Annotated in this window: 17 protein-coding genes and 1 tRNA gene; 7 read left to right on the top strand and 11 right to left on the bottom strand. The window is 68.3% G+C overall.

The window, feature by feature from the left end; genetic code table 11:
- Positions 1-84: 84 nt before the first annotated feature.
- Positions 85-170 (bottom strand) — tRNA-Tyr (locus J7500_RS16555).
- 118 nt (positions 171-288) lie between these two features.
- On the opposite strand from J7500_RS16555, the gene J7500_RS16550 reads away from it, so the two are divergent.
- The 3 genes from J7500_RS16550 to J7500_RS16540 are packed head-to-tail and all read left to right on the top strand — an operon-like array spanning position 289 to position 3491.
- Positions 289-1902: a M20/M25/M40 family metallo-hydrolase gene (locus tag J7500_RS16550; protein WP_294063083.1), complete on the top strand. Its 1614-nt coding sequence runs from the start codon at positions 289-291 to the stop codon at positions 1900-1902.
- Entirely contained in the window at positions 1902-2648 is a 747-nt protein-coding gene (gene rlmB, locus J7500_RS16545; protein ID WP_294063081.1) for a 23S rRNA (guanosine(2251)-2'-O)-methyltransferase RlmB, read from the top strand. Before J7500_RS16550 ends, rlmB begins: the two co-directional genes overlap by 1 nt.
- A gap of 27 nt (positions 2649-2675) precedes the next feature.
- Entirely contained in the window at positions 2676-3491 is an 816-nt protein-coding gene (locus J7500_RS16540; RefSeq protein WP_294063079.1) for a hypothetical protein, read from the top strand.
- Here the strand turns inward: J7500_RS16540 and J7500_RS16535 are convergent.
- Positions 3488-5839, bottom strand: a complete 2352-nt coding sequence (locus J7500_RS16535) for a penicillin acylase family protein (RefSeq protein ID WP_294063078.1) — start codon at positions 5837-5839, stop codon at positions 3488-3490. The genes J7500_RS16540 and J7500_RS16535 overlap by 4 nt on opposite strands.
- A gap of 265 nt (positions 5840-6104) precedes the next feature.
- Between J7500_RS16535 and J7500_RS16530 the strand changes: the two genes are divergently transcribed.
- Positions 6105-6509 carry a hypothetical protein gene (locus J7500_RS16530; protein WP_294063077.1) on the top strand — a complete coding sequence of 135 codons (405 nt, stop codon included), beginning with the start codon at positions 6105-6107 and terminating at the stop codon, positions 6507-6509.
- 120 nt (positions 6510-6629) lie between these two features.
- Here J7500_RS16530 and J7500_RS16525 read toward each other — a convergent pair whose 3' ends face one another.
- Positions 6630-6947: a 2Fe-2S iron-sulfur cluster-binding protein gene (locus J7500_RS16525; protein ID WP_294063076.1), complete on the bottom strand. Its 318-nt coding sequence runs from the start codon at positions 6945-6947 to the stop codon at positions 6630-6632.
- Positions 6948-7010: 63 nt separating this feature from the next.
- On the opposite strand from J7500_RS16525, the gene J7500_RS16520 reads away from it, so the two are divergent.
- Entirely contained in the window at positions 7011-7634 is a 624-nt protein-coding gene (locus J7500_RS16520) for a DNA-3-methyladenine glycosylase 2 family protein (protein WP_294063075.1), read from the top strand.
- Between the two features lie 7 nt (positions 7635-7641).
- On the opposite strand, the gene J7500_RS16515 is transcribed toward J7500_RS16520, so the two are convergent.
- The 8 genes from J7500_RS16515 to J7500_RS16480 all read right to left on the bottom strand — a co-directional run bounded on the left by J7500_RS16515 (position 7642) and on the right by J7500_RS16480 (position 21688).
- Positions 7642-8535 carry an ROK family protein gene (locus J7500_RS16515; protein ID WP_294063074.1) on the bottom strand — a complete coding sequence of 298 codons (894 nt, stop codon included), beginning with the start codon at positions 8533-8535 and terminating at the stop codon, positions 7642-7644.
- 133 nt (positions 8536-8668) lie between these two features.
- The gene (locus tag J7500_RS16510; protein WP_294063073.1) at positions 8669-11830 is read right to left on the bottom strand and encodes a TonB-dependent receptor; all 3162 of its coding nucleotides are present in this window, start codon (positions 11828-11830) and stop codon (positions 8669-8671) included.
- A gap of 230 nt (positions 11831-12060) precedes the next feature.
- Positions 12061-13299: a cytochrome P450 gene (locus J7500_RS16505; RefSeq protein ID WP_294063072.1), complete on the bottom strand. Its 1239-nt coding sequence runs from the start codon at positions 13297-13299 to the stop codon at positions 12061-12063.
- Positions 13296-14903, bottom strand: a complete 1608-nt coding sequence (locus J7500_RS16500; RefSeq protein ID WP_294063071.1) for a hypothetical protein — start codon at positions 14901-14903, stop codon at positions 13296-13298. The genes J7500_RS16505 and J7500_RS16500 overlap by 4 nt, the downstream gene beginning before the upstream one ends.
- Positions 14885-16510, bottom strand: coding sequence for a hypothetical protein (locus J7500_RS16495; RefSeq protein WP_294063069.1), 1626 nt, complete (start codon positions 16508-16510; stop codon positions 14885-14887). Before J7500_RS16495 ends, J7500_RS16500 begins: the two co-directional genes overlap by 19 nt.
- Positions 16511-16615: 105 nt before the next feature.
- Positions 16616-17401, bottom strand: coding sequence for a ZIP family metal transporter (locus J7500_RS16490; protein ID WP_294063067.1), 786 nt, complete (start codon positions 17399-17401; stop codon positions 16616-16618).
- A 97-nt stretch (positions 17402-17498) separates the two neighbouring features.
- Positions 17499-18404: a manganese catalase family protein gene (locus tag J7500_RS16485; RefSeq protein WP_294063066.1), complete on the bottom strand. Its 906-nt coding sequence runs from the start codon at positions 18402-18404 to the stop codon at positions 17499-17501.
- Between the two features lie 287 nt (positions 18405-18691).
- A complete protein-coding gene (locus J7500_RS16480) occupies positions 18692-21688 on the bottom strand; it encodes a TonB-dependent siderophore receptor (protein WP_294063065.1) in 2997 nt (998 codons plus the stop codon).
- 185 nt (positions 21689-21873) lie between these two features.
- Here J7500_RS16480 and J7500_RS16475 point away from each other — a divergent pair, with 185 nt between their 5' ends.
- Both J7500_RS16475 and J7500_RS16470 read left to right on the top strand, forming a co-directional pair.
- Positions 21874-23412 (top strand): permease, encoded by a 1539-nt coding sequence (locus J7500_RS16475; protein ID WP_294063064.1) that lies wholly within the window; start codon positions 21874-21876, stop codon positions 23410-23412.
- Positions 23409-24419: a serine hydrolase gene (locus J7500_RS16470; RefSeq protein ID WP_294063062.1), complete on the top strand. Its 1011-nt coding sequence runs from the start codon at positions 23409-23411 to the stop codon at positions 24417-24419. Before J7500_RS16475 ends, J7500_RS16470 begins: the two co-directional genes overlap by 4 nt.
- Positions 24420-24425 lie beyond the last annotated feature (6 nt).

Raw genomic sequence — 24425 nt, 5'->3', positions numbered from 1 at the left:
ATCCGGCAAAATTAAAAGAGGTGTGTCCGCACGCCGAACAGCCTCCGCCATAACCACGGCATGTGCCGAAGCTTTAGCGGAGGCTGGTGGACAGGGCTAGATTCGAACTAGCGTAGGCTTGCGCCGGCAGATTTACAGTCTGCTGCCTTTAACCACTCGGCCACCTGTCCATGGGCGCCGCTTGCGAGCGAGGGCGTGCCAATGCCGATACCGGGGCGTGCTGTCAACGCCTTGCGCGCACTCCTCGTGCCGCATAGCGTCCGCGGCATCTTTTTTCCGGGAAACCCAATGCGCAAGCTTGCCGCGATCGCCGCACTCTCACTTCTTTCCGTACCGCTCGCGGCTCAGACCGTCGACCGCAACGAAGTCGCCCGCATCCTCGACGAGGGGCTCAACCGCTCGCAGGTGATGCAGACTGCGCAGCAGCTCACCGACGGGATCGGCCCGCGCCTCACCAACTCGCCGGGCATGCGCCGGGCCGAAGACTGGACCGCGGGCAAGTTCCGCGAATGGGGCCTCGCCAACGTCCACAAGGAAGGGTTCGACTTCGGCCGCGGCTGGTGGATCGAGCGCGCCTCGGCGCGGATGGTGAGCCCGCGGCCGATCGAGCTCACTTCGATTCCGATCGCCTGGACGCCCGCCACGCCGGGCCGGATCAGCGCGCCGGTCGTCGTCGCGCCGATGAGCAAGGAGGATCATTTCGCGCGGTGGCGCGGCAAGCTCTCGGGCAAGGTCGTGCTCGTCACGCTCCCGAATGACGGATCGGAGCCCGGTGACGCGCCCTTCCGGCGGCTGGGCGGCGACGACCTCGCCAAGCTCGATAATTACGACCAGCCCCAATATGATCCCGAGGCGACCGACCGCCGGATCAAGCGGCTGGAGTTTGCAACCAGGCTCGACGCCTTCCTCAAGGCCGAAGGCGCGGTCGCCTATGCGACCATGTCGCCGCGCGACGGCAAGCTGATCCACGGCAGCGGCTATCTGTTCGGCACGGGCGAGACCCAGCAGGTGCCCGGCATCGAAATCGCCGCGGAGGATTATCGGCGCCTCGGCCGGCTGGCGAAGACCGGCCCCGCGCCGGTGCTCGAGATAGAGAATGTCGTTCATTTCGAGGACGCCGACACCAAGGCGTACAACATCCTGGCCGATATCCCCGGCAGCGATCCCTCGGGCGCCTATGTGATGGCCGGCGCGCATCTCGACAGCTGGGCCGCGGGCGACGGCGCCGCCGACAATGGCGCGGGCGTGGCGATGGTGATGGAGGCCGCGCGCATCCTGAAGGCAATGGGCGCCAAGCCGAAGCGCACGATCCGCTTCGCGCTCTGGGCGGGCGAGGAGCAGGGGCTGCTCGGCTCGATGGACTATGTCGAGCGCCACATCGCGACTCGCCAGCGCAAACCGGGTGCGCCCAGTTCGGGCCTCGCGCGCTTCTACGGCTGGGCGGACCGCTGGCCGGTGGTGCGCCAGCCGGGCTATGACAAGCTCGCGGCCTATTTCAACATCGACAATGGATCGGGCAAGATCCGCGGCATCTATTCGGAGCGCAACCTCGCCGCGGTGCCGATCTTCCGCGAATGGTTCGCGCCCTTCGCCTCGCTGGGCGCGAACACGGTCGCTATCCGCCAGACCGGCGGCACCGATCATGTCTTCTTCTCGGCGGTCGGCATCCCCGCCTTCCAGTTCATCCAGGATCCGCTCGACTATGGCAGCCGGCTCCACCATACGAACGTCGACACCTTCGATCACCTGAAGGCGGCCGACATGCGCCAGGGCGCCGCGGTGCTCGCCGCGTTCCTGCTCAACGCCGCCAATGCGGAGAAGCCCTTGCCTCGCCTGCCCTTCCCGACCGAACCGAACGTGACCGATCCGTTCGCCTATCCCAACCCGGACGACCTCGACTGATGGCACGCAAGGGACACCGCCCGAGCCAGGCCGCCCCGTCGCGGCCGCGCTTCTATGGACGCCATGCCGTCACCGCGGCGCTCGCCAATCCCGAGCGTCACGTGCGAAAGATCTGGGGCACGCGCGAGGCGCTGGCCGCCTTCGACCTGCCGTCTTCGATTCCGGTGACCTTCGCCGATGTGGCGGATCTCGCGCGGCTGGTGCCGAACGACGCGCCGCACCAGGGGCTGGTCGCCGAAGTCGATCCGCTCGAGGACGTCTGGCTCGGCGACCTGCTCCTGCAGGGCAAGGACGACCAGCGCCCGCTGCTCGTGCTCGACCAGGTGACCGATCCGCACAACGTCGGCGCGATCCTGCGCTCGGCGGCGGCGTTCGACGCTTTGGGCATCGTCACGCAGGACCGGCACGCGCCGCCCGAATCGGGCGCGCTCGCCCGCGCTGCGTCGGGGACACTCGAGACCGTGCCCTGGGTACGCGTCGTCAACCTCGCCCGCGCGCTCGATGAGATCGCCGAGGCCGGCTTCTGGCGGATCGGGCTCAGCGGCCATGCCACGCAGACGCTCGGGCAGGCGATCGGCGATGCACGCGTCGCGCTGGTGCTCGGCGCCGAGGGCGAAGGCATGCGCCAGAACACCGAGGCGCATTGCGACGAGCTTGCCAGGCTGCCGATATCGCCTAAGGTCGAGAGCCTGAACGTGTCCAACGCCGCAGCGGTCGCGCTCTACGCCATCGCCGCACGCGGCTGAGGGCCCGCAACAGGGGGGGCTGAATCGATGTTTCACCGGGGGAAGGCGCTCGCCGCAGCGTTGCTCATGCCGCTCGCGCTCGCCGCGTGCCTGTTCACGCCCGGCAAGTTCGCATCGACGCTCGACATCCGTGCCGACCGCAGCTTCACCTTCACCTACAAGGGCGAGATCCAGGCGCTCGACCTCAAGCGGCTGAGCGGCAAGGCGACCGAGGCCGCGATCAAGGAGAAGGGCAAGGACGAGGATTCCGACGACGCCAAGGACGATCCGGCCGTGCTGACCGGCGCCGTCCTGGTCCAGAGCGACGACAAAAAGGACCCGGACCTGGCGCTGACGCCCGAGGAGAAAGCCGAGCGCGACGCCGAATATCGCGAGCTCGCAACGCAGATCGCGAAGGAAGCGGGATATCGCACGGTTGAATATCGCGGCGACGGGCTGTTCTGGGTCGACTATGCGATCTCGGGCAAGCTCAGCCACGGCTTCGCTTTCCCCTACAATCAGGACGCGCAGATGGTCTTCCCGTTCGTGGTGATCGAACTGCGCGGCAAGGACGTGGTGCGCGTCAAGGCGCCGGGCTTCGCCCAGCAGGATTCGAGCGGCCTTGGCGGCGCGGGCGCGATGGGGGCGATGAGCGAAGGCATGGGGGACGGCATGGGCAAGGCGATGGGCTATGAGTCCGCCAAGATGGCCGGCACCTTCACGCTGACCACCAATGCCGAGATCGTCAGCCAGAACCAGGAGGACGGCGCCCGCGCGGGCGCGGCGGGCAAGACGATCGTCTGGACGGTCAACAACCGCACCAAGGATGCGCCGACTGCGGTGCTCAGGGTCGTGGGGCTCTAGCCGGGCCGCAGCGTGGTACGCGCGGCGGCCTGGGTGTCGACCGCGGCACGGCTGAAGAGCATCGGACGCATCCGCCCGGCCGCCCAGGGCTGGAACTGGTCGCGGTAATGCGGCGAGCGCGGGTCTATCGACTGGCCGGGCAGGTTGAGCATCAGCGAATTGTCCCAGGCGCCGACGTCGATCACCTGCAGATAGCTCGCGCCGCCGCCGACACCCCAGCCCGGCCCTCCCCCGAGCCAGCGCGCCATGACGGTATAGCCGTCGCCCCCTGACCCTTCGCCTTCGATCGGCGGGAAGGCCGCGGCGATCGCGGGAATCGCCGAAAGCGGATGGCGGATGCGCACCTGGTGGAGCGTACTCCAGCGCCATGCCGCGGGATCGGGTCCGAGGAGCTGGTGCGCCGAGGTCCAGCCGCCGGCGAGCGCGGCGTCTAGCATCGCGTCGCGCGCGGCTGTGGGGTTTGCGCCGAGCCGCGCATCGGGCCGGGCGAGCAGGCCGAGCAGCACCGACGGCGCGATCTCGGTCACCAGCGCCCTGGCACGCGCCGGCACGATCGCGGCCAGCATGCGCTTGCCAAGATCGCGCCAGACGATCTGGAACAGTGCCGCGGCGCCGCTCCCGACGTCGATCCGCGCGTCCCAGCGGCGCAGCATCTCCACTGCCGGTCGGGCAGCTTCGGAGGGGTTTTGCGGGAGCAGCGCGAGGAACTGGCGCGCGGGGGTGGACAGCGTGTCGTGCTGGAGCGCGACGCTGTCGGCCAGACTGTGCCGGTCCTGCGTCGCGAGCACATCGGCGATGCGCTCGTAGCGATAGGGATCGCGGAACGAGAAGGCGGGGATGCGCTCGCGCGGCCAGTTGGCGGGGAGGTTGTTCTGATTGGCCGAGGCGAACCAGCCCTTGGCGGGGTTGTATTCGCTGGGCAACGCCGTGAAGTCCCGCAGCCCGGTCCAGTCATAGCTTCCGTCGCCGGGAACGGGCAGCAGCCCGTCGCCGCGCTTGCGCACCGGCATATAGCCGATCACTTGCCAGCCGGTGTTCCCTTCGACATCGGCATAGTGGAAATTGGTCGGCGACGGGTGGAGCGCCCAGGCCCGACGCAGGCTCGTCCAATCCTTCGCCAGGTTGATCGCGATCATCGCGAAGACGCCGCTCGCGCCCGGCTGCATCGTCACCGTGGCGAGCGCAGTCGCGCGCCGGCGGGCGGGATCGTGCGCGATCACCGGGCCCTGGACCGAATAGCGCAGCGTCACGCGCCGGGGCGGAGCGCCCTTGACCGCGATCGCTTCTTCGACGCGATCGAAGCGCTTCCAGCCGCCGTCGTGACGGTAGCGCTCCGGATCCTCGGGGTGGAGCTCGAGCACGAACAGGTCGCCCTGATCGATGTGGAAATTGGTGCGGCCGAAGGCGAAGCGATCGGTGTGGCCCTGCATGATGCCGGGCAGGCCCGGCGAGCCGCCACCGATCACGTCGAGCCCCGGCGCGCTCAGATGCGCGACATGGCGCGGGCCGAAGCCGCCGATGCCGAGATGCGGATCGTTCGCGAGGATCGGCCGACCGGTGGTTGTGCGCGAGGGCGCAACCGTCCAGGCATTGCTCCCGGCATTGGCGCGCTCGACCGCGCCGGCGGGATCGGGCACGGCGATGTCGGGGCCGAAGGGTAGCCGCTCGAGCCGAAGGACGCCTAGATCGGCTTCGCTCACCGCGGCCGCGTCGAGCCCCTCGGGCACCTGCATCGTCCAGGCCGGGCGGAGCGGCGCGATGATCGCGTCGAGATCGAGCAGCCCCAGCGCGGCGAGCTGCGCGCGACGAACCTCGTCATCGGCATTGCCCGCGGCGTCGCGCGCGCGCACCAGGTCGCGCAGGTCCCATTTGAGCGGCCGAATGCCCAGGATCCGATATTCGAGCGGCAGCAGCGAAGGATCGGCGAGCACTTCGTCGATGCGCGCATTGACGCCGGCGACATAGGCGCGGCCGCAGGCGAGCACGTCGGCCGGCACATGGGCCAGCTCGGCGTCGAGGTCGCCGCGATAGTGGAACAGGCGCGCGGCCGCGTCGTGTTCGGCGAAACGCGGACCGAAGACCTCGGAGAGCCGGCCCATCTCCCGACGGTGCGACAAGTCGATCTGGAACAGCCGGTCGCGCGCGACGACATAGCCTTGGCCGAAAAAGGCGTCGGGGATCGAGGCGGCGCGGATATGCGGCGTGCCGAAGACGTCATCGACGATGTCGATCGCGGCGCCGGGCCCCGACACCTGCCGTTGCCGCACGACCGACAGCGGCCGCGCCGCCGCGGCGGTGGCAACCAATGTGGCAGCCGAACCCAAGAGGAAGGAACGACGGTTCAGCATCGGAAATCCCCTTGCGGCGTTGCGGACCGACTAGAGTCGGCCTGAGCCGCGCTGTCCATCGAGCATCGCATAACACCGGAATAACCTATGGTTATCGGGCAAACTTGCGATCGAGCATTTTTGAAACAACAAAGCAGATGTGAAATGTCTGATAAAATGACATCGATCGCGCAGGAGAAGCGGGAGTCCAGCCGAGATTTCGCTTGCAGAAATTTGCAGATTTTGACTAGATAGCTGCTCGACGGGTGAAATAGACGCATTAGCCTTGACGGAGCAGGGCTGGAAAGAGAACCCGTTGCCAGGCCATATCACGCCACCGCATCTTCGCATTCGCGATGTTCTAACTGCCGAACAAGCCGCCGAATTTGACCGAGTCGTAGACAAGTTCGCTTTCGCACTGCCGCTCGGCTGGAAAATCCGGACCAAGTCCCGCACCGTCGCCATCGTCATGGCGGCGTGGATCGAGGGCTGCGTTGCCGCCGGGATTTTCGCGCTTGAGGACGAGGCGCTCGCGAAGGTGCGCATGATTCGCGACCTCTGCCTCAATCACAACCGCCGGAACCCACAGCGCGAGGGCGGTCTCTCGACAGCCTTCGCGCACGACAAGATCCGGATCCTGATGGAGAGCGGAGTCATCCTGCCCGGCGATCCCGAGGCAGACGCCGCCTAGCGGCAGGCCCGTCCGCGACCTTGCAAAGCAGAGTGCGTTCTGCTTTCGTTCGACAATGCCGAGTGCGCTCGCCCCTGCCCCGGCCCGTCGCCGCTCCTGCCGCGCGGGTGGGCGCCCGCGTCAGTCCTCGGCGGCGATCGTCACGCGCAGCCGGTCGAGCTCGGGCGTGAACAGCAGCTGGCACGACAGCCGCGAAGTCTCGTCGCGATCGGACGAGCTTTCGAGCAGATCGTCCTCGTCCTCGCTCATCCGCGGCAGTTTGGCCGCAAATTCCGGGTCGACATGCACGTGGCAGGTCGCGCAACTGCAGCAGCCGCCGCAGATCGCGAGCAGCTCGTCGATCCCGCTCTCGCGGATCACTTCCATCACGCTGAGGCCCGCGCTGCCATTGACTTCGCGTTCCTGCCCGTCCCTGGTCACCACGATGAGCTTCGGCATGCAATTCTCCTTCGTCGGCCGCGTCCATGCCGCCGATACCCGCTCAGTTCAAGGATGCCGCGCATGGGCCTGACCGCCGACCAGCTCAAAACCTCGATCGACGCACTCGCCGCAATCGAGCCCGCCTTTGCCGCCGCCCTCGCCCGCGCGGGATATCCGGCGCCACGGCTGCGCGATCGCGGTTACGAGACGCTGCTGCGTACGATCGTGGGCCAGCAGGTGAGCGTCGCCGCCGCGCAGTCGATCTGGAACAAGCTCGAGGCCGGACTCGGCGAGCTGACCGATCCACAGGCCATCGCGGGCGCATCGGACGAGGCGCTACGTGCCGCCGGCCTGTCGCGTCAGAAGGCGAGCTATGCGCGCAGCCTGGCCGACGAAGTGACGAGTGGGCGGCTCGATCTGCACAACCTTCCCGCCGATGATGAGGAGGCGATCGCCGCGCTCACCCACATCAAGGGGATCGGCCGGTGGTCCGCCGAGATCTACCTGTTGTTCGCCGAAGGGCGGCCCGACATCTGGCCCGCGGGAGACCTGGCGGTGCAAATCGAGATCGGCCGCATCCTGGGCCATGCCGAGCGTCCGTCCGAGAAGCTGCTGCGCAGCTGGTCGGAGCCCTGGAGCCCGCACCGGGGAGCGGCGGCGATCTTCGCCTGGCACCATTACAAGATCGACATGGAAGTGATCTGAGCGGCGCTCAGCGCTCCAGCGCCTCCAGCCCCATTGCGATCGCGCCCAGCGGGCCCGCCTGCGTGCCGAGCCCCGGCGGGCCCAGCCGGCGGTCGAGCTCGGCGGCATAGGGCCCGAGCGAGCCATAGCCGCCGATGCTCTGCGCAAGCCGCGCGCGCAGCCGGGCGAATAAGTGCTCGCGCTCGGCGATGACTCCGCCGCCGATCGCGATCCGCTCCGGTGCGAAGGCAGTGACGAGATTGTGGAGCAGCCCGACGAGGTCGTGGACGAACAGCTCCCATTGCGGCCCGTCGTCGGGAAGCTCCCGGCCGGCCACGCCGAAACGTTCAGCCAGGGCGGGGCCGGAGATCAGCCCCTCGACACAGTCGCCATGGAAGCGGCACCAGCCCGGATAGTCGTCACCCGCTGCGCGCGGCACGCGCATGTGCCCCGCTTCGCCATGCGCGACGCCCTGCACGGGCCGGCCGCCGGCGATCGTCCCGACGCCGACCCCGGTGCCGATGGTGATATAGCTGTGCGTGGACATGCCCTGCGCCGCACCCCAGCGCCCCTCCGCGAGGGCCGCGCCGTTGACGTCGGTCTGGATCGCCAGCGGCCGTTCGTAGCGTCGGCCGAAGCGGCGGAAGAGATCGGTTCCGGTCCAGCCGGGCTTGGTCGTGGCGGTGACGCTGCCGAAATCGGGGCGGGCGCGATCCAGCTCGAGCGGGCCGAAGCTGGCGATGCCGATCGCGTCGAACCGCCAGCCGTCGAGCACGGCCTCGATCGCGGCGAGCGTCGGCCCTGGATCGGTGGTCGCGATCACATGCTGCTCGCGGATGTCGCCGGGGCCGCTCGCGAGCAGCGCCACGCATTTGGTGCCGCCGAGCTCGATTCCGGCGATCAGCGGTGCAGTGGAAGCCATGCCCCGAGCTAACCTGCCGCGCGGCACAAAAAAAGGGCCGCCGAAGCGGCCCAGATGCGGAAAATGTCGGGATGGAGCGGCGGCGGCCGGTGCGACCCGAGGGCCGGCCGCCGCTCCCCCTATGACCCGCGGGTCAGAAGCGGCCGCGGATGCCGACCAGCACGGTGCGGCCGGGATTGTATTGCGTGAAGGTCGCGTTCTCGAACTGGAAGTAGCTCGACTGCGCCTCCTTGGTGATGTTGATCACGTTGAGCGTGAGGCTCGGCAGGTAGCTCGGGCCGAAGATCTTCGCGAGATCGAGGCTGCCCGAGAAGTCCAGCTGGCCGTAGTCGCGCCCGTAATAGGCCGCCCCGGTGATGCCGTTCTCACCCGGGTTCACGCTCTGCGAACCCTCAGTGAAGGTGTAGCTCAGCCGTGCCGAGACGCCGTGCTTATCGTAGTAGCCGGTGACATTGTAGGTCATCGGCGCCACGCCGAGCGCAATCGCCGGTGCGCCGGCGCCCTCGCCCTTCTGATCGACCAGCGTCAGGTTCGCCTGCACGCCGAGACCGGTGACCCCGACATATTGGGTCAGGAAGTCGAGCGGCTGGGTAAGCTGGAACTCGAGGCCGTTCACCTTCAACTTGCCGTCCGAATTTACCTGCTGCTGCAGGACGATCGGAATGGTGCTGAGCGGCTGACCCGGAGCGCGGGCGGCGAGCGCGTCGCGCTGCGCCTGGGTGAGCGATTCCGGGGTGATGCCGTACTGCGCCAGGAACGAGAGCGGCACGGTCGTGTTGCCGTTGACCGTGAAGCCGGTGATCGACTTGCGGAACGCCGCAACCGCGATCACGCCTTCCCCGCCCGTATAATATTCGAAGCCCAGGTCGATGTTGGTCGAGATGTAGGGATCGAGCTCCTGGTTGCCGACGGTGCCGATGTCGGCCGACGGCGACGTGAAGCTGGCGCCCGGCAGCAGGGCGTTCGGGTTCGGACGCGTCATCGTCTTCGAGAAGGACGCGCGCGCCACTGCCTTGCCTGCGAAGTCGTAGGCGAGGCTGAACGACGGCAGGAAGTTGGAATAGACGCTGCGATTGATCGGGAAGATGATCTGGTTCGGATAGCGTCCGCCGTCCGCGATCTGCGGCGCGGGCAGCGGTCCGCTGCCATCCGGATCCGGCAGGGTGTTACGCAGGTCGGGAACGCTCAGGCGGCCGCCGACGATCTGCTCGGTGCGGACATAACGCAGGCCGGCGTTGAGCCGCAGCGTGTTGTCGCCGATGTCGATGACATCGTTCGCTTCCACGAAGGTGCCGGTCACCTTCTCCTGAATCAGGCCGCCATTGGCACTGCTCGACGACTGGCCAGTCTCCTGCGCCTGGGCGAGGAGCTGGTCATAGCCGGTGGCAGTGCGGAACTTGTCCCAATCCACGGTGATGAAGCCGTTGCTGTTCGGGAGCAGATAATTCGGGACTTCCGCCGTCGGGATGAGCGAACCGGCATAAGTGATCGGCGCGCCGCCGGCGGTGAAGTTGGTGCCGTAGCCCGGCCAGGTCGGGAAGCCTGCGGGTGCGGTGGCGCCGGGCTGATCGAGGCCGGTGCACGGCGTGGTGGCCGTGTTCGGGCTGGGCAGCGTGATGCTCGGCCCGTTGCCGCAGATCGCGTTCTGCCAGGGATTGGTGTTGTCGAACGGCGTGATGCGACGACGCGTGTCGTCATAGGCCGCGCCGACACGGACCGAGAAGCGCTTCTCGTCGCCGAACAACAGGCTGCCGCGGATGCCCTTGGTCTCGGTTTCGCGCTCCTCGCCGTTGAGGTTGACGCGGCCGCCGCCGGCCCAGCCGAAGTTGGCCGGGTTGTTGAGATCGATGTTGGTGTTGATCTGCGGAATGCCGCCGTCGTTGCGGTAATCGACGGTAACGCCGCTGCTGGGAGGCGTGATCACGAGCACCGTCGGGCTTTCGCGACGGAAGTTGCTCTTGGTGTAGTTGGCCTGCAGGTCGCCCTTGATCCAGTCGTTGACGACGAATTCCATGCCCGGATTGACGCCCCAGTAATCCTGGGTGTCGAGGTACGGGCGGTATTCGAGGAAGAACTGCGCGTTGGCATAGGTGCCGCCAGTCACCACGCAACCGGCGCTGCAATCGCTACGGTCATAGGTGGTGTTGAGCGGGATGGCGGCGCCGTTGCGGCCCACCCAGTTCATCGAGGTACGCGTGAACTCCGTGCGCCGCGTGCCGTACATGCCGTCGACATAGAAGTGCAGCGCATCGCTCGGGCGCCATTCGACCGAGGCGATCAGGTTCTTGCGGTCGCGATAGCCTTCCTCGGTGCGCGGACGGCCGAGGCGCGGGATGATGCCATTGTCGATCTGCTGGATCGTCGCGCCCGGATTGTTGGCGAGCAGGAACGCCTTGTCGATCGTCGCGCCGGTGGTCAGGCCGTTGCCGGCATTGGCGGGGACAGTGGCCGGAATGGTGAAGTTGCCGCCACCGGTCGAGTTGCATCCGCTCGTCGCGCCGCACTGCGCGGCGGTCAGGTTCGGGTTGGTCCAGCCGATGGTTTCGAAACCGTCGACGTGGAACTCGTTGCGCGCCGCGGCGGCGCCGACGAGGATACCGAAGTTACCGAAAGTCGTGCTTGCGAGGATGTGGCCGCGATAGCCCCACTTGTCGGCGCTGCTGACCTTCGAGCCCTGGAAGCTGTAGCTGACATAGGTCTCGGGCTTGTCGAACGGGCGCGCCGAGCGGAGGTTGACGGTGCCGGCGGCGCCGCCCTCGATCTGGCTGGCGGTGGGCGACTTGCTGACGGTGAGCTGAGTGAAGAGCTCGGTCGGCATCAGGTCGAGGTCGACTTCGCGGTTGGTGCTCTGCGCGTCGAAGCGGACCGAGGCGACCGCGACGGGCGCGCCGTTGAGCGTCACGCGGGTGAAGTTGGTGCCGAGGCCGCGGATCGTGACGTTCGAGCCTTCGCCGGTCACTTCGCGCGCGATGGTGACGCCCGGGATGCGGTTCACCGATTCAGCGATGTTGGTGTCCGGGAACTTGCCGATGTCCTCGGCGAAGATCGTGTCGGTGAAGCCGATCGACTCGCGCTTGGCGTTGGTCTGGCTCTGCAGCGAGGCGCGGTAGCCGCTGACGACGATCTCTTCGTCCTCGGTCGGCTGAGCGGTGGTGTCCTGCGCGGGTGCAGCGCTGTCCTGTGCCGGAGCGGCGGCGTCCTGCGCGAGCGCGGGCCAGGCGGTCCCGGCGAGCAGCACGGCGCCGAGCATGGCGGCACGGCGCGCAGTGAAGCTGGGTGCAGTTCGAACGTGCATGATCCTCCCCTTGTGCCTCTTTTCGGGCACTGCCGGCCGCGCCGGCAAGAAATGTTAGCGGTCACAAAGCGCTATGCCCGAGCGGAGGGCCTGTCAACTCATACATTTGCGCACGGCAAATGATCTTCCCCGTCAGCGGGTTACCGCATTGCAGCGCATTTCGGACGCGCGGAGAGGCCGGAACTGACAACGATGCCAGTCCGGAAAAAGTCAAACGCCGAAGCGGCGTCTCAGTCGAACAGAAGTTCGAGTCGCTCGGCGAAGGCGCCGTTCTTGCGGAGCCGGCCTGCGCCGCCGGGCGCGCGGCGCAGGCCCTGGCGCTTGAGCAGGGGCTTGAGCATCAGGTGCAGCGTCGCGCGGTTGATGTGCCGCCCGAAGCATTCGTGCAGGCCAAAGCCGAAGTGGATATAGTCGCTCGCCGGACGGTCCGGATCGAAGCGGCGCGGATCGGCGATCCGGCGCGGGTCCATCATCGCCGAGGCGAAGGCGGCGAGCACCGTCGCGCCGGCGGGAATGGTGCAGGCGTGCGAGGTGCCCGCGGCGAGCGTCCAGTCCTTGAGCGCGACGCGCGGCAGGCCCGGCGCGAGCGGATCGAAGCGCATCGCCTCGAGCACATAGGCCGCTAGCCGTGCGTCGTCGCCGGCGCGCGCCGCAGCTTGCGCCTCGGCCAGCGCGTGCGGCCGGCGGAGCAGCTGCTCCATCGCCTGGGGCACCACCATCGGCGGCTGTGGCGGACCGCCGACGATGAAGCCGGTGAGCGCAGTGCGGATACGGTCGTCGGTGAACCAGGGGTCGCCCGCCGCCTGGAGCCTGAGGCAGCGCGCGAGCACATCGTCGCCCTGCGGATCGGCGCGGCGGCGCTCGATCTCGGACTGGATGTGCGCGCGAAGCGCCGGCGCGATTTCGTCCACTTCGGCGCGAAGCGCGGGATCGTTGCCCTGGTCGGCGAACTGGAACTCGAACAGCCGCGTGCCCCAGACGCTGAGATGACCCTGCTGCGGCTCGGGCACGCCGAGATATTCGGAGAGGAAGGCGAAGGTGACCGTGCGCACCAGCGTGTCGACCACTTCGATCCGCCCCGGCGCCGCGGCGACGACGGCCTCGGCAAGCGCCTCGACCCGGGATGCGAGCCCGGGCAGGTCGGCGGGGAGCACGACGCGGCGCATCGCATCGGTGTCGGCGCGATATTCCGCCGTGTCGCCCATGCCGAGGAAGAAGGGCTGGCCGCCCATGATCACGTCGAGCTTGGGCTGGTAGACGACGCCGAATGCCGTGTCGGTGGCGAACACCTCGCGCACATCGTCGTAGCGCGAGGTCAGGTAATTGTTCTTTCCCAGCCTGGCGATCGGCTTCACGCGCCGGAGCACGCTGAAGAACCACGGCATCGCGGCGAACACGGCGCGCTGGATCAGGCCCTTGAAGCCCTTTGCTCCGGGGCGGAGCACGTCGCTCGAAGTCAGCGCGCTCATAGCGAGGCCAGATAGTTGAGTGCCGGGATGCCCGGCAGGAAGAAATATTCGCCGCCCGCCATCTGGACGAAGGTGTCGACCGCGATGATCCGCCGCAGCGGGTCCTCGGGAATGGTGAGCGTGCCCGCGGGGCCGATCAGCGGATCGGTCTCGTCATAGAGCGTCGCGAAATTGGGGTTGAGCACCCAGGTCTGCTGGACGAACTCGAACTGCCGCGTGATGTCGGTGTTGAGGCAGATGAACAGCAGCCCGCGGTTTTGCTGGTCGTCGTGCATCGGGTCGGCGATCGTCGGGCCATATTTGCGGCCGCGGCGCAGGATGCGGTGGCTGTTGGCGGCGTCGAGCAGCGTCTGCTTGTCCGCCGGCTTGGGCGCGAGCGTGTCGCGGGGATTGCCGCGGCGGACATGGCTGCCGAGCGGGCAGCCGCGGCCGTGCGGATCGGTGTCGAAGAAGCCGAAGTCGTTCTCGGGCTGGCCGTCCGGGCCGACCGGCAGCGTGCCCGCCGGGCAGAGCAGATTGCCGTCGCGGTCGCGACCCACGACGCGGTCCGCGATCCAATTGGCGTCGATGTGCCCCGAATGCTCGGGATCGGCCTCGGCGATGCGCCGGGCGGCGTCGGTCATCGAGTTCCAGAAGGCCGCGACGTCCTGCTTGAGCTCGCGGACGACCATGTAGCTGCCGTCGAGCCCAAGGTCGCGGAAGCCCTCGCCCTTCGGATGCGGCGGAAGTCCCGCCCTTTGCGCCGCGGGCGTGTCGACCACCACCGGGCCGGGCGCGACTTCGTGGTGCGCATTGACATGGCCCATCAGTATCTCGCCGAGCGGCACGCCGTTCCACGGATCCCTGGGCGCCTCGCCGGCGGCACCGAGCGTCACCGTGCCGGGCTCATAGGGCAAGGGCTGCGAAACGCCGTCCGCGAAGCCGAAATGCTCGCGCGCGATGCCCTTCTCGTCGGGGCGGAGCTGGAGCTCCAGCCGGTGCACCACCTTCACGTCGTGCGGGGCGAGCGCCTGGCTCACCTGCGCGCACCAGGCCTCGGCGGTCTCCTCGTCCTTCTCGTAGAGCAGCAGCAGCGCATGGACGGTGATCGGCGTGCGGATGTCCTGCTCGCGCACCGCGGGCCCGTCATCGACAAAGGCGCGCCCGCCGGTATCGAAGGCGGCGGCGTCGAGCGGGGCGTTGCCGCTCCATAGCGGCCCGCCCTCGACCACGGTTTTGAGCCATTCGCCGTCGCGACGGTCGCCCAGCCGGCGCAGCCGGTCTTCCTGGAACATGCCTTCCTTGAACGGCCGGTCGAACGAGGCGAGCGCATTGGCCTCGAGGCCCATCTTGCGCAGCCCTTCCCAGCTCATTCCCAGCCCCGCCGCGCGCGGCTCGCGGCCGTCGGCATCGGTGATCGGCGCCACCTGCTGGAGCGCCTGCAGCCAGGCGCCCCCACCCTGGGTCTTCACCCCTACCCAGCCGAACTCGAGGAACAGCGCGCGGCCGGTGGGGAGGTTGGCGAAGCCGCTCACCACCATGCCCTGAGTCAGCTTGTCGTGCGGCGGCGCCAGCTTCCAGCTCGGCCGGCCTTTCTTCGGCGCGCTCACAGGTCGTTGATCCACAGCGCGGCCTCCTTTTCGCTGAGCCTTGGTTTGCGCAGCCCCGAGGCGATGCGGAAATTGCGCTCGATCTGGTCGGCGGTGAGGTTCTTGTAGGCCGAGTACCAGAAGCGGCTGACCGCCATCGAATGGCGCGCCCATTCCTTGAACTGGCGCCCGTGGCTGGCGCCGTCCTTCACCAGGAAGCGCGTCGGCGGGAAGCCGACCCCGCAGCTCCAGGCGAGCGTCAGCCCGCCGTGCGCCTTCTCGATGAAGTCATCGAGATAGCTTTCCCAGGTCTGGTCGAAGTTGGAGAAGAACATCAGCCGGCTCTGGTTGTTGACCAGCGCCCAGTGCGCGAAATGGATCGTGCGCATCGATCCTAGATAGCCGTTGCGCGCGACGATGCGCAGCGCCAGCCCCAGCCCGCGGTGCCCCGCGCGGATCACGATCGCGCGCAGCACGCCGGGCTTGACCAGCACGACCGAGCCCATGTGGTTCTGCGGGATCCAGTCCTCGCGCCGCGCCATCTCGCGCAGCATGTGCGGATCGACCGGGGGCGCGTCCTGCGAGGAATCGGCGCGCTCGAGCGTGCGCAGCCACAGCACCAGCCCAGCGGCGGTGACGGGCAGGCTCGCAAGGCCCCAGCCGAGCCAGACCAGCATCCCGTGCCACGCGGCATCCCAGTCGCGGCCGGTGAGCAGCATCGAGAAGGGCGCGCCGATCGTCGCCGCCGCGATCAGGTAGAGCAGGCCGAGCAGCGCCAGCGGCACCAGCAGCTTGAGGAAGAGCTTGAGGAAGCTGAAGCGCGTCGGCACCTCCGTGCCCGGCAACGCCCCGCCGATCCGCCAGAGCCGGCCGGCGAAGAGCAGGAACACGACCCCCAGCAGCACCGCCAGCCGCAGGTCCGGCATCGCCAGCTTGAGGAAAAGCCCCGGCAGCGACAGCACGAACACGGTGAGCAGCCCGAACCAGATCAGCCGGGCCCAGTCGCCCAGATTCTCGAGGAAGGGGATGCGCGGCGGGGCCTTCTCGTTCAGCCACGGAAACTGCGGGAGCAGCGTCTCGCGGAGGCTGGCGTGGATGCCGGCGGGGGTGAGCTTGCGGTACGGGCTCGGCCCATGCGCCTGCGGCCCCGGCAGCGCCTCGCGGGTCGCGCGGAACAGCGCCGCCTCATCGAGGATGCGGTCGCGGCTCATGCCGCGATTGCCGTGGTGATAGACGGTGGGGGTAAGCGAGCGCGCTTCGAAATAGGGCGCGATCGGCGCGCGCGAGTCCGGCGCAGTGACCGCGTCGAACAACGGCCCGGCGCTGTCGAGCGGGCGCTTGCAGCAGCGCAAAATGGTGCGCAGGTCCTCGCCCACCGCAGCCTCGAGCTGCGCCCAGAAGGGACCGGGGCGCCCGTCGAAATTGGCTTCGAGCACGAACAGCGGGTCGTAATCGAAGCCGGGAAAGACGCTGAGCGACAGGAAGTGCAGCGCCGGCACCCGGCTCAGGAATTCGGCATAGGTTCCCTTCCCGCCCGACGGATCGGTGCTGCGCCGGTCGCGCAGCGCGTCAAGCAGGTTGGACAGATGGTCATAGCTCTCCGGCTTGACCTCGAGCGCGACCGACAAAGTCGTCTGGCGCATATGGCAATTCCCCCGGTTCGGCACGCCCCCCGCGCACCGAATCCGCGCCTATGTCACACAGCGAAAGCCGCGTGCATAGAACATATCCGACATGGCGTGGGGCCTTCAGCCGAAGGTGGTATCGAGCAGCATCATCGCGGCGAGGCCCACCATCAGCCCGGTGGTCACGCGCCCGCCGCCGCTGATCCGCGCATGCGCGTCGGGGATGATGTCGGAGGCGACGACATAGATCATCGCGCCCGCGGCGAGCCCCAGTCCCCAGGGAAGGAAGGCCTGGGCTTGCGTGACGATGGTGACGCCGATCAGCCCTGCGACCGGCTCGACGAGACCCGAGGCCGTCGCCACTACGGCGGAATGGATGCGGCTGTGGCCGATCGTCATCAGCGCCACCGCCACGGCAAGGCCTTCGGGGATGTTCTGCAGCCCGATACCGAGCGCGGTGACGCGCCCCGCCTCGAAGTCGCCCCCGCCGAAGCTCACCCCCACGGCCATGCCCTCGGGGAAATTGTGCAGCGTGATCGCGGCGACGAACAGCCAGATGCGGCGCGCGGAAGTGCTTGCAGCGATGCCCGGCGGGCCGAGCCCCAGCCGGTCGAGCGGGGGCACCCAGTCGTTGAGGCGGGCGATCGCGAAGGCGCCGAGCAGTACCGCCGCCGCGACCTGGACCGAGGCCATCGCCGGCCCCGCGCCCTGCTGCCGCGCGACTTCGATCGCGGGGAGGATGAGCGAGAAGAAGCTCGCCGCCAGCATCACGCCGGCGGCGAAGCCGAGCAGCAGATTCTGCTGCTGGTCGCTCGGCTTGCGCAGGAACAGCGCGGGGATGGCCCCCAAGCCGGTGGCGGCGCCCGCACAAAGGCTCCCCAGCGCTCCTGCCGCGACGATCTCGTTCACAGCGCTCCGATCAATGGCTCACCATCACGCCGCTCGGGCGGAGCGGCACCATGTCTGCAACCCATTGCCGCTCCGCCTGTTCCTCTGCGCCGAGCGCTCAGTCCATTGGTTCGAGCTGCTTGGTGCGGCCCGCGCCCGGGCCGGCGCCGAGATCGGTGCCCGTGGTCGGATCGCGCGTCGTGTCGGACGCCAGCCGCGTTGCGAGCTGCGCCAACGCCGCCTTGTCGCCGGTGTCGAGGTCGACCGTGGCCGTCCCGTCGCCGCCGTCGATCGGCATGGTCTGCTCGAGGTCGTCGATGCGATCCCACTGATCGCCCGAGTTCCACGGTCCGGTCATGTCGCCTTCGCCCTGCGAGGTGTTCACATAGACGCTGGCATATTGCTCCATTGCCGGCAGCTTGCCCGAGGGGAAGTTGGGCTCGATCGAATAGAGCGCCTTCTCGAACGACTTCTGGTGCGCCACCTCGCGCGTCATCAGGAAGCCGAGCGCTTCCTTGATCCCGGGATCGTCGGTGATGTTGATCAGCCGCTCGTAGACGATCTTGGCGCGGCTCTCGGCGGCGATGTTGTTGCGCAGGTCGACGGTCGGTTCGGAGCGGGAGTCGATATAGGCGGCGGTCCAGGGGACGCCGGCGGAATCGATCAGCGCGGGGCCGCCGCCGAAGAGGATCGACTCCTTGGCCGAGGTGCCGGTCTGGCCGACCATCGCGAACAGGTCAGCCTCCGACTCCTGCGCTTCGGAGAGCTGCGCCTTCACGCCCTTGTTGAGCATCGTCACGATCGAGCCGATCACTTCGAGATGGCTCAGCTCCTCGGTGGCGATGTCGAGCAGCATGTCCTTGCGGCCGGGGTCCTCTTCGCCGAGGCCCTGGGTGAAATAGCGCATCGCCGCGGCGAGCTCGCCGTCGGCACCGCCGAATTGCTCGAGGAGGACGCAGGCGAGCCTGGGGTTCGGCTCGGACAAGCGCACCGTATATTGCAGCCGTTTGTTGTGCATGAACATGGCAACCACTCCTGCTGGGATGGCGCAAGAACCGGAGGCGCGCAGGCGAAGTTGCCAAAGTCGTTGAAAGAACGGGATTTTCAATCTGGCTCCCGGGCGGGGATACAGCGGCTGCGCAGCGCAGCGCGGGTTGTTGCGGCATCATCAACGATGCTCGCGGGGGGCACTGATCGAAGGAACCGATTGGCCGACGTGGCCGCCGACCGCCGGACATGAAAAAGGGCGGCGGGATTTCCCCCACCGCCCTCTTGCACGCATCCGGGCGTCCGAAGCGCCCGGCGCCGGCCTTACTTCAGCTCGAAGCGGAAGCCGACGCGGAACTGGCGGCCGAGCAGGTCCGAATAGGTGCTGTTCGCGGCGAGGCCGGTCTCCGGCACCAGCAGCGGCCAGCGGTTGAACAGGTTGGTGACGTTGAAGAACAGCTCCGCCTTCGAACCGCCCATCCGCACTCGCTGCGTCAGGTTGAGGTCGACGTAGAACAGCCCCGAGACATGGTTGTCGTCATAGGTCTGGAACTGCGAGCTGGTGGTGATGACCGGGCAGCCGGTCTGGCACTCGATGCCGGCCGAGTCATATTTGCCGGCGCTGACGCCGCGGCCGACGACCGTCGCCGAGAAGTCCGGCGAGTCATAGGCGATGCTGCCGCGGAAGATCCAGGTCGGGGTGCTGGCCTGGCCGCCGTTCGAGCCGACGGTGTTGACCGGCACGACGCCGGCGACGCCGGTGTTGATCAGATTCTCGATGTAGCGCGTCGCGACGCCCTTGATCGTGATGTTCTGGTCGGCGCCGACCGGCAGGCGATAGGCCGCATCGAAGTCGATGCCGCGCACCAGCCGGTTGACGAAGTTGAACGGCTGGCTGCGGATCAGCAGATAGGGCGAATCCGGAGTCGAGCGAGCCGGATCCTCGGTGATCGCGTCGCAGAAGTCCTGGTTACCCTCGGCGCAGCGGTTGACGATCTCCTGCGCGGAGAGCGAGTCGATCGCCGAGTCGAGATCGATGCGGAAATAGTCGACCGAGGCGGTGAAGCCCGGCACGAAGCGCGGCGAGAGAACCGCGCCGACGTTCCACGAGTTGGCGACTTCGGGCTTCAGGTTCGGATTGCCGGTGACGAGACCCGAATAGCCGAACCGCTGGGTCCCGGCCGAGCCGGTGGCGCCGGGGACGAAGTTCGGGTTGGCGACGGAATCGCTGTTCGCGGTGCCCGCCTGATAGAGCTCGTTGAGGTTGGGTGCCCGGATGTCGCGCGAGCGCGTCACGCGGATACGGATGTCCTCGATCGGCTGCCAGCTCGCACCGAGCTTCCAGGTGGTGACGTAACCGGCGTTCGAATAGTCGGTCGCCCGCACGGCGCCGTTGAATTCCAGCCCGAGGCCGAGCGGAACCACGGTCTCGAGATAGGCTTCCTTGACGTTGTACTCGCCGGTGAAGGGCAGATAGTTGCCCACCGACCAGGCGTTGGTGGTACCGGTGGCAGTCACGGTGGGCTGGTATTCGGTCGGCACGCTGCCGCGGATCTTCTCCTTGCGGTACTCGCCGCCCACCGCGACGCTGACGTCGCCGGCCCAAGTGGCGAAGGGCGTCAGCGACAGGTTCACGCCGGTGACGAACTGCTCCATCACCTGCTTGCGGTAGGGATCGCCCAGCACGTAATCGATCGCCGCCGGGCTGGCGACGCCAAGGCCGAGGCGGTTGAGCGGCACGCAGGCCCGGTCATCGTTGGTCGCATTGGTATCGACGTTGATCAGGCACTGGATCGAGCCGGGCGCATAGCCGCCTGCATTGCCGGCGGGCGCGAAAACCGCCGCCGTCGCATTGGCCAGCCGCGTGACGTTCATGATGTCGCGCAGCTGCTCGCGCAGGTCGGAGCGGCTGTACTGGGCATAGACGTCCCAGTTCGCCGACTTGCCGAACGCGTCGAAGGAGCCCTCGGCGCCCACGACATAGCGCTGGACGCTGCGCTGGTTGTTGATGCCGCGCCATGGCAGGTCGGCTGCCGTGGTGGTGACGCTGACGGTGTTGACACCCGTGAGTGCAGCGGCGCCGAGCGTCTGGAGAGCGAAAGCGTTGCAGGTGAGGGGGTTCGGGGTGGTCGTGCAGCCTCGGGTGTCCAGCGAGAACGACGACAGGTTGGGACCAGCGTTGAACAGCACTTCCTGATGATTGTACGAACCCTGGGCGTAGACCTCGACGCCGTCCGCGACTTCGAAGCTCAGCCGGCCGAAGACGCCCCAGCGATCGTCCTCAGGGTTGAGGCCGATACGGCGGCCCGAGTCATTGAGCGTCCAGTCCCCGCCGATGGTCCGGGTGGGCGCGCTGCCGCTCGCCAGCGACGGCGAGTTGATCGAGCCGTACTGGAACGGAATGACCTGCCCGTTCTGGCCGAAATAGAGGCCGCGCAGCCGGTTGGCGACGCCGCCGGCCGAACCCGTGATGAAGCCGCCCGGAGCCTGGTTGGTCTGGCCGACCGGCCGGCTGGTCGTGATCCAGCGCGGGGTGGTGCTGACTCCGCTCACCCAGGCAGGGTCGGAATATTGCACATAGCCGGTCTGGTTCCACGGGCGATCGTGCGGATCGATGTAGAAGATGCCGTCCTGGTGCGCGATCTCGGCGTTGAAGACGAAGTGTCCGCGGCCCCCGGCAAAGGCGGTTCCGCCCGCGATGCTGCCCGAATAGTTGAACCCGTCGCCGGCGTTGGTCACGCCGGTGTCCGCTTCGATCTTCAGCCCCTCGTACTTGGTGTTGAGGATGAAGTTGACCACGCCCGCGACGGCGTCCGAGCCATAGGCCGACGAGGCGCCGCCGGTGACGACCTCGACGCGGTCGACCAGCGCCTGCGGGATCGTGTTGACGTCGACCCAGCCATAGATCGTCGAACCGACCGAGCGCTTGCCGTCGACCAGGACCAGCGTGCGGCCTTCGCCCAGGTTGCGCAGGTTGAGGGCGTTGATGCCCGCCGAACCGTTCGAGATGTTGAGGCGCGAGTTGCCCGGCTTGGTCGAGCCCGCGAGCTGCGGCAGCTGGTTGACGAAGTCGGCGATGTTGTTGGTCGGCGAGGTGTTCTGGATGTCTTCCTGCGTCAGCACCGTGACCGGCGTCGGCGCCTGGAAGCCGTCGCGGCGGATGCGCGAGCCGGTGACGATGATGTCCCCTTCCGGCGCGGGAGCGGCGGTCTCGGCCGCCTGCGTGTCACTTGCCGTCTGCGCCCAGGCGGGAGCGGTTCCCAGGATCGCCAGCGCAGTGCCGGAAATCAGGATATTCTTGAATGACTTGGTACCATTCATGTCTTTGAGCCCCCAACTGACCGCGACCCTTGCGGAACCGTGACATTAAGTAACAGTAATGTTGCACCGCGCCATAGTTTCTGTTCGCAAATCCATAGCTTGGCGGCATGTGGGCCTTGAAACGTGGCCGGGGAGCAACAGGCCGAACCGTTGACGCGCGGCCCCGCTTGGCCGAGCGTGGCGCGATGGCTTCCCCCCAGCATGCCGCCACCCTGGCACCCTCGCCGCCCGCCGCTTCGCCCGTGCCGCACGGGCTCGGCCGGATGGCGCTCTACGTGCTGCTCGGCTTCTCGGCGGGGCTGCCCTTCTACATGTTCTCGACCGTGCTCGCGGCGCGGCTCACCGATCACGGCGTGGCGCTGACGATCATCGGCTTCTTCGCCTGGGTGCAGTTGCTGCCGACGTTCAAGTTCCTCTGGGCGCCGCTGCTCGATCGCTACGACATTCCCGGCTTCGCGCGCTTCTGGGGGAAGCGGCGCGGGTGGATCATGCTCTCGCAGCTCGGCATCTTCGCCTCGATGCTGGCGATGACGCTGACCGCGTCGGACGCGAGCCTGGCGCTGACCGCGCTGTTCGCGGTGCTGCTCGCCTTCTGGACCACGACGCTCGAAGTCGCCGCCGACGCGTGGCGCATCGAGCTCGCCCCCACCGAGGCCGAACAGGGCCCGATCGCGGCGGCGAACCTGTGGGGCTATCGCACGGCGATGGTCGCGGCGGGCAGCGGCGCGCTGCTGATCGCCGACGCGCCGGGGCTCGGCTGGAGCGGCGCCTATCTGGCGATCGCCATCGCCGCCTTCGTCCCCTTCCCCATCCTCGCGGCGATGCGCCCCGATCCCGCGCACGGCGGCGGGCGCTGGCCGGCGCTGGCGACCGGACTGCTGGCGAGCGCGGCGATCCTCGGCGTGTCGACGCTCGCCACGGGCGTGATCGGCTGGGCCCTGCTGTCCGGAGCCGCGGCGATCGGCGTGGGGCCGCAGACCGACGTCAAGACCTTCGTCATCGTCGTCGCGATGCTGCCCTTCGTCGCCATGGCCTTCGCGCTGCCCCGCATCCGCCGCGCCGGGCCGAACGATCCGCTGCGCACCTCGGTCGCGATCGGGCCCTATGTCGACTTCTTCTGGCGCTACGGCGCCATGGCGATCGTGCTGATGGCGTTCGTGTCGATCTATCGCATGGGCGACGTGCTCGCGCTCAACCTGTCCAAGCCGATGATCCTGGGCCTGGGCTATACCAAGACCGAGATCGGGCGTGCCGACGGGCTGGTGGCGCTGGCGGCGAGCATCATCGGCGTGGGGCTGGGCGGCTGGATGGTGACGCGCTGGCGCTCGCCCGTGACGCTCGCGATCGGCGCAGTGTTCGCCGCGATCGGCAATTTCGGCTTCGTCTGGCTGGCGCACCAGCCGCGCGACGAGCTGCTGCTCTATGTCGCCACCGCCGCCGACCAGTTCGGCAACGGCATGGCGGGCGCGGTGTTCGTGGTCTATCTCTCGATGCTGGTGAACCCGCGCTATCCCGGCGCGCAATATGCCTTCCTCTCGGGCTTCGCGTTCCTGCTCGCGCGACTGCTGTCGGGCGCCGGCGGGCAGATCGTCGAGCAGCTCGACGCCGCCGGCTATAACGGCTTCGACCTGTTCTTCCTCGCATCGGGCGTGCTGAGCCTGGCGGCGATCGCCTTCCTGCCGGTGCTCGCCCGGATCAAGCCGCGCGAGGACGACCGGCCGTGAACATCGACGCCGCCTTCGCGCCCGCCGCCGCCGCAGTGGCCGAGGGGCGGATTCCGGGCGCAGCGCTGGGCGTGGTCGCGGCCGACGGGCGGCGCTGGGTGCGCCACGCGGGCCTCGCCGCGATCGAGCCCGGGCCCGAGCCCCTGACCGAGGATCACTGGTTCGACCTGGCCTCGGTCTCCAAGGTGATCGCGACCACGGTGATGATCCTGCGGCTGGCCGACGAGGGCCGGCTCGACCTCGACGCGCCGCTCACCAGCGCGATTCCCGACCTCAGGCAATATGACGTGGCGGGCGCCTATGAGCGGACGCTGACCTTCCGCGACTGCCTGGCGCACCGCACGCGGCTTCCCGCGGTCGAGCCGATCTACACCTATGGCGACGATCCGGCGCGGCTCCGCGCCTTCGTGCTCCAGCGCGAATGGCGGCAGCGCGAGGATCCGGTCTATTCGGACATCAACTTCATCCTGCTCGGCATTGCGATCGAGCGGATCACCGGCGCGCCGCTCGGCGAGTGGGCGCTGGGCGAGGGCCTCAGCTACGGTCCGCCGCCCGGCCCTGCCGTGGCGACCGAGCGCTGCAGCTGGCGCGGGCGCGTGCTCCGCGGCGAAGTCCATGACGAGAATTGCGCGGCGATGGGCGGCCAGACCGGCCATGCCGGGCTGTTCGGCACCGTGGCCGGCGTGCTGGGCTTCGCGCGGGGCCTGCTCGACGGCAGCGGCGCGAGCCCGGCGATGCTCGAGGCGATCCGCACGCCGCAATATGCGCACCGTACCTGCGGGTGGGAGCGCAAATTCCCCGACTGGTCGGGCGGGCAGGCCTGCTCGGCGGAGACGATCGGCCATACCGGCTTCACCGGTACCGGGCTGTGGGTCGACTTCGCGCGTGGCGTCGCCTGGACGCTGCTCACCAACCGGGTGCATCCGACGCGGCACCGCGACAGCGGCATCTTCGCATTGCGCCCGGCGACCGGGGACGCGGTGATCGCGGCCTGGGACGCGGGCTAGGATAAT

It is taken from the genome of Sphingomonas sp., assembly GCF_017744835.1.
Taxonomy (GTDB): domain Bacteria; phylum Pseudomonadota; class Alphaproteobacteria; order Sphingomonadales; family Sphingomonadaceae; genus Sphingomonas.
The sequence above is the reverse complement of the archived record's forward strand: the minus strand, read 5'-3'. Positions and strand labels throughout refer to the sequence as shown.

Coding starts and splice junctions, on each gene's coding strand:
- J7500_RS16550 (WP_294063083.1), top strand. CDS start 289: ATGCGCAAGCTTGCCGCGATCGCCGCACTCTCACTTCTTTCCGTACCG.
- rlmB (WP_294063081.1), top strand. CDS start 1,902: ATGGCACGCAAGGGACACCGCCCGAGCCAGGCCGCCCCGTCGCGGCCG.
- J7500_RS16540 (WP_294063079.1), top strand. CDS start 2,676: ATGTTTCACCGGGGGAAGGCGCTCGCCGCAGCGTTGCTCATGCCGCTC.
- J7500_RS16535 (WP_294063078.1), bottom strand. CDS start 5,839: ATGCTGAACCGTCGTTCCTTCCTCTTGGGTTCGGCTGCCACATTGGTT.
- J7500_RS16525 (WP_294063076.1), bottom strand. CDS start 6,947: ATGCCGAAGCTCATCGTGGTGACCAGGGACGGGCAGGAACGCGAAGTC.
- J7500_RS16520 (WP_294063075.1), top strand. CDS start 7,011: ATGGGCCTGACCGCCGACCAGCTCAAAACCTCGATCGACGCACTCGCC.
- J7500_RS16515 (WP_294063074.1), bottom strand. CDS start 8,535: ATGGCTTCCACTGCACCGCTGATCGCCGGAATCGAGCTCGGCGGCACC.
- J7500_RS16510 (WP_294063073.1), bottom strand. CDS start 11,830: ATGCACGTTCGAACTGCACCCAGCTTCACTGCGCGCCGTGCCGCCATG.
- J7500_RS16505 (WP_294063072.1), bottom strand. CDS start 13,299: ATGAGCGCGCTGACTTCGAGCGACGTGCTCCGCCCCGGAGCAAAGGGC.
- J7500_RS16495 (WP_294063069.1), bottom strand. CDS start 16,510: ATGCGCCAGACGACTTTGTCGGTCGCGCTCGAGGTCAAGCCGGAGAGC.
- J7500_RS16485 (WP_294063066.1), bottom strand. CDS start 18,404: ATGTTCATGCACAACAAACGGCTGCAATATACGGTGCGCTTGTCCGAG.
- J7500_RS16480 (WP_294063065.1), bottom strand. CDS start 21,688: ATGAATGGTACCAAGTCATTCAAGAATATCCTGATTTCCGGCACTGCG.
- J7500_RS16475 (WP_294063064.1), top strand. CDS start 21,874: ATGGCTTCCCCCCAGCATGCCGCCACCCTGGCACCCTCGCCGCCCGCC.